Here is a 6,000-nt window from a genome sequence, read left to right on the forward strand (position 1 = left end):
TTTTTTTATCACCATCGTGCTGGCAAGCACACTGAAATAACTATGACAGTAGCAATCTATCAGAATATTCTCGTTGGTTGGTCAGTCGTATCGTCTCTTACCCCGTATTACGTAAACCCGCTGCCAGTGCGTTAATACTACGGATTAATGGGTCTTCTACATTGAGATCGCCATCTTTATGGTTATCTGTCGTATCTTCATTTTGTTGTCTAGCACGCTTCAACAGCTCAATCTGTATATAGTTAATCGGGTCTAGATAAGCGTCTCGCCACTGCAGAGATGCCGCAAGGTTTCGCTGACCAGATAAAAGCGTTTCTTGATCTAGCAAAGAATTCAGACCGGAAGAAGTCAGCTCATGCTCATCGAGCACCTCACTCATGATCTGTTCGCGTAGCGCCTCGTCATCACACAACTGGCTATATGCTTGTGCAATATTCATCTCAGATTTGGTGAAAGCCATCTCAATATTACTGATAAAGACACTAAAAAATGGCCAGCGCGCATTCATCTCTTTCATCAAAATCTCGTTGTCTCTGACACTATGCAGAGCACTACCAACGCCATACCAAGCAGGTAGGGTAAAGCGTGCTAACGACCAGCCAAATACCCAAGGAATCGCTCGCAATGTGGTTTTACTTGGCAAGCCTTTTTTGCGATGGGCAGGACGTGAGCCAATGTTCAGTAAAGAGATTTCTTGTACTGGGGTCACTTGTGAGTAGAATTTATAAAACCCTTCTGTATGATCGGTCAGCTCTCGATAACGTTGTTCGCCTGCTTCTGCTAACCGTGCAAACAAGGCTTCATACTCTGGCAACTCAGTCGGTTGCACGACAAATCTTGTCGAGCAGGCTTTGAGTGTACCCGTGATTGCCATGGTCAGCTCAAACACGGCAGTATCCGTATTGGCATATTTGGCATAAAGCACTTCGCCTTGTTCGGTCACTTTAATCTGACCATGTAACGTGCCAGCCGGCTGTGCCGCAATGGCTTTGTGCGTTGAGCCGCCGCCACGACTCACCGAACCGCCGCGTCCGTGGAATAATCGTGTTTTTATACCATATTGCTCAGCAATACTATTAATGGTTTGCTGCGCACTATACAGCTGCCAAGCCGAGGTGATGATACCGCCATCTTTTGATGAATCCGAATAACCTAGCATGATCTCTTGCGTATTATCTGTATTCTGTAGCAATCCGCGATATAGTGGATTGTCTAACACGGCAGGCAAGATTTTATCGATGTTTTTAAGATCTTCGATGGTTTCGAACAACGGTGCGACAGGTAGGTCAGCAGACAATTGACCGTCAGCATCAATCGTACATAAGCCTGCAAATCGCATTAACAGCAACACTTCTAGTAGCTGGCTGGCATTGTTCGTCATTGAGATAACATAGCTGCCAAAAGTCGCCTGTCCCACCAGTTTGCGTAAGGTGGCGACCGAATTCATCAGTGACAATTGCTCACGCGTTTTGTCTGTTAAATTATCGGTATAGATGAGCGGCGTACCCGGTTTTTCTAACAAGCGTGTGAGCCACTCTTGACGTTCGGTTTCGCTTAGCGTTTGATAATCAGGCAGATTGGAGGCACTCGCAAAGATATCTGCAATCACTTCACCATGATAAGACGACTCTTGACGGATATCGAGCGCCGCCAAATGAAAGCCGCAAGTTTTTACCAGGCGAATCACATCGAGCAACAGCCCATCTGCATGCGCCTTGTCGTGAGTAGCGACACTTTGGCGGATAATGCGTAGGTCTTCTAATAGATCTTCTGGATTGGCATAGGCGTCTTTTTCAGCCTCAATATCAGTCCCTTTACTTTGAATGCGGCGATTGGTGGCATTGACCTTAGTGAGTATTAAAGAAAGCAATCGACGATACGGCTCGTTGCCATAGTCATCTAGATTATAGTCAAATACACGCTGATCGAGCTCATCATAACTTTTGATCTTGGCATATACGTCGGGAGACACGGTGACAATAGTGTCACTATGAATCAGCTGGCGGCGCAGTTTTTTGAGTAGCACTTGATAGTGACGCAGTACGGTATCAGCATGCATCAACACGGCAAGTTCTGTGGTCTCAAACGTCACAAAAGGATTGCCATCTCTATCACCGCCAATCCATGAACCGAAGCTCATAAAGGCAGGCAGTGGATAGTCGGTCAGCTCTGGATAGATATCGACAATGGCTTTTTTGATATTGCGATATACTTTGGGAATGGCATTGAACAAACTGGCGTTAAAGTAATGCAGGCCGTTGTTAATCTCGTCATAGACCAATGGCTTGCGCGTGCGCACTTCATCTGACGACCATAATAAGTCAATCGTTTGCGCGGTTTGCTCTTTGGCTTGCTCATAGGCGAAGCTGTTTTCTGTTAGGTTATTTAAAGCATCGCTGTGCGTGAATAGACTTTGTAAGATATTCATTGTGGTACGACGGCGCGCTTCGGTAGGATGCGCCGTAAATACAGGTGTAAATTTGAGCTGATCAATAAGCTCCTGCATTTGAGCCGGCTCGATATTGCGCTCACGGCACTCAAGTAAGGTACGGCGAAATGACCCCTCCCAGCTTTGCTCCGATTGCATACGCAGCTTATGACGCTGCTCACGCAAGTAATTCTCTTCGCTTAGATTGGCTAGGAAAAAATAGATAGAAAATCCGCGTATGACGTTTTTTAAAGTTTGATTGTCCAAAGACGCAATAAAGTCGATAAGCTGCTGTTTATGTGCCTCATTTGGCTCACGGCGCTGTTGAATGAAACCTTTACGCAGGGTCTCAATGGTCTCTATTGTCTGCTCTCCAGATTGGCGAGAAATAGCATCGCCTAGCAATGAACCCAATAAGCTGGTGCGTTTACGTAGTACGTTATTATCTAAAGTCATCCTTAACCTTCTTATTAAATGAGTGAGTACAGTGTTAACGAGTATAATATTAGGGCTATCATAGACTTTTTATCTCTACAGATATCCCTACCGTTTTTTACAATTTAACATGAATGGGTAGTTATGTCTGACGCTCAAAGCAATTTTTTATCAATTGATATTCGTCATATTATAGTGTATTTAACGCCCCGTCTATTTTTCAAACAATTCTTAGCGCGAGCTCACTTGGCTTACGTCTTAGCGTAATCTCGCAGCTTATCTATATAATCCGCCCAATCTTGCATCATCTGTACCCTAGTATCGATTTCATCAAGTCTGTTGTAAGCCCCGCCATGCGTGTCTTTTATCCTGTGACCCAGCTGTAATTCTGTGACGATGTCTGAGTAGCGTAACTCTGGCTGTTCCATAAGCAAGGTTTTGGCCGAGGCCCGAAAGCCATGCGCGCATTGCACGTCTTTGTAGCCAAGCCGGTGAAATATCTGTACCAGTGTGGCTTTGCTAATATAAGCATTGCTTGAGCCGCGCATTGAGGCAAAGACATACTCTTTATGTCCTGTGATAGATTGAATGTTTCGTAATCGTGCAATCACTTGCGTCGCTAATGGCACGACTAAGTGCGATACCATGTCGTCGCGACCTTCGCCTTTGGTCGGGGAGAATGCCCATGTATTATTATCCCAGTCGATATCCTGCCAGCGCATAGAGCGTAAATCAATACTACGTACAAACACATAAGGCAATAAATTCATGGCTTCTAATGTGAGCTTGCTTGCCCCTTTAAAATTGGACATATCATGTAACAGCGTCGCAAACTGATCGGCCTTGGTAATAGCTGGCAAGTGATTGCCTGAATTGGCAGGTGCCAACTCGCCACGGGTGTCAATCGCTACATTTTTATCGCATAATCCTCGTGCGACAGCGAATGAAAATACTTTTTCCGTATAAAGCCGCGTACTGGCGCCAACGAAAGTCGCTTGATTGTCGTTATGTTGGATTGCTTCACACACACTTAATATCATCTCACTGGTGATATCATTCATCCTTAAATCGCCAATATCACGGCACATGTATCCCAAGCACAAATCCCAAAATTTGAGTGTCGACTCACTAAACGCAGGTTTTTTTGATTTGCTTTGCTGACGACTGGATGTTTTGTGATCTCGCCATGCTTGCGCAATGTCAGCGAACGTGGCGTTCTTTAGATGGGCATACTTATTCACTTGCTCTTTTTGCTGTATGGCTTTGGGGTCAGAGCCGTTTGCGACCGTATTAAGTATGGTCTCTGCTTTGTACTTGACCTCATATAGACTGATGTTCTCAACCTTGCCTAGCATCATTCTAGGTCGCTTACCATCGACATGTGGATGAGAGTAGCGCAGGTAGTATTCTTTTTTACCGTTTGGATAGACACGTAGACTTAGGCCCGCGATACCTGAGACACTGACCGAGTAATCCTTATCTCGACATTCAAGTTTATTGATATCATTTATGTTGTCGACAGCCATGTTCTTATCCGTAATTTTTATGAGGTAAATGCGTGATGGTTTATGCAAATTCGATAACTTATGAAAATACTCTCCTGTAAAAAGCCAAAGAGTATTTGGACACTGATATGGACACCGATATTTGTGATGGTAATATTACAGGCCTTTTATATAAAAGGATTTATGTGACAATTATCCCCAAGGCTCACTTGGGGATAATTATAGCACATAACGAGTAAATATAGAGTAGGTCATACGATCATAGCCCTGATATGACCCCTAAACTCGTTTTTACAGATTTTTTGGACACATAAAAATTTATTTTTTCTGTCTGTATCAATTAATTGGCAAGGGATGTAGAGAAATAATGACAAAAATTATCACCTTGTACGTGCATAGAATATAAAAATCAGGGTCATAGTACTGTTCTGTGCAAATTTAAAGAGTCTTATATTCGAGTTATTTTGGCATTTATTGTCGATTTTTTATTGAGTAGCATTCACAGGGAAATATCAGCTCTAAAATAAGGCAGATAAATGCGGCATAATAAGATACACTGCCTCGCGCGCGGTGTTTAGATTCCGCGCTTATCGACGAAGTAGTGATAACCGAAAAGATAACTGAAAATTTATAAAAGACGATGGATATAAGGCAGCCTATTATGGAACAAAAAGATCACCCTATGCCACACAGACAAAATGGGGTAGAGCATAAGCCTGTCTTTATGCCGAGAGTCAACAGCGACAATCTGGTAAAAACAGATATGGTTCGATTTGAGCGTCATGTGGGATTTGCGACCAGACAAAAGAAAAAATCTATCAATGATATGCATCAAGTCATTCGCAAAAAGTATGGCTTTAACCATGTTTTGGAATTATCCAGCAAATCTGGCAATAAGCTGAGTTTTCCGCTGAGTCCGTTCAGCTTAAAGATCACTGATGAGCATGACGGTAATCAATATAGTGTCGAAAATGCTTTTCAATCCAGCATGGTCTTTGAAGATGGTGGCCCTTACATTGATTTGCTGACAGCACCGCCAAGACAAGCCAGAAAGGACGAGCGATTAATGACCTCGGGTGAAATCATCGGCTACAATTATTTTGGTATGGAGTGGGGCACGGAGCCGTTGACTGTGTTTTATGATTGGCTATATGTGAATGCCCTAAAACAAAACCCTCAGTTACATGAGGAAGTAATGCAATATCAAGCCTTTACCGATATCACCTTTAATCCCAAAAAATCTATCCATAGTGCGGCTTATGCACTGGCGTTATTTGTGGCGCTCAATAAACGTGAGATGCTCGATAATGTTGAAGATCCAATGACCTTTTATGACTTATGTAGTGAGTTTAAAATCAGTAATACTGAGCATCTTTTGGAAGAAGGTTGGATTTAATAAATGCGTAACGATAAACATAAGAAACCATAGGTTATTGATCGTCTCTCTTATTTTATTTGCCTTCACGTCATATTACTTAATAGCCAGGCTCATTGTATAGGCAATGAGTCTTTAACCATCGTTTATCCATTTATCTAAGAGTGAACTATAGTCAATCCTACTTAAAAATGTTATAAACTAATTAACAAATTCAATTGTTATTATAAAGACCATGACTTACTCACTAGATTTCC

The 6,000-nt window shown here is 42.8% G+C and carries 3 protein-coding genes; 1 reads left to right on the forward strand and 2 read right to left on the reverse strand.

The genetic code is table 11. The annotated features are described in order from the left end of the window. Positions 1-97 precede the first annotated feature (97 nt). On the reverse strand, positions 98-2,884 hold the full coding sequence (gene ppc, locus L0G63_RS04715; protein ID WP_301449589.1) for a phosphoenolpyruvate carboxylase: 2,787 nt from the start codon (positions 2,882-2,884) through the stop codon (positions 98-100). A 230-nt stretch (positions 2,885-3,114) separates the two neighbouring features. Next, positions 3,115-4,389, reverse strand: coding sequence for an integrase arm-type DNA-binding domain-containing protein (locus L0G63_RS04720; RefSeq protein ID WP_301449590.1), 1,275 nt, complete (start codon positions 4,387-4,389; stop codon positions 3,115-3,117). Positions 4,390-5,050: 661 nt separating this feature from the next. On the opposite strand from L0G63_RS04720, the gene L0G63_RS04725 reads away from it, so the two are divergent. Beyond that, on the forward strand, positions 5,051-5,764 hold the full coding sequence (locus L0G63_RS04725) for a hypothetical protein (protein WP_301449595.1): 714 nt from the start codon (positions 5,051-5,053) through the stop codon (positions 5,762-5,764). Positions 5,765-6,000 lie beyond the last annotated feature (236 nt).

Source organism: Psychrobacter sp. (assembly GCF_030454045.1).
Lineage (GTDB): Bacteria > Pseudomonadota > Gammaproteobacteria > Pseudomonadales > Moraxellaceae > Psychrobacter.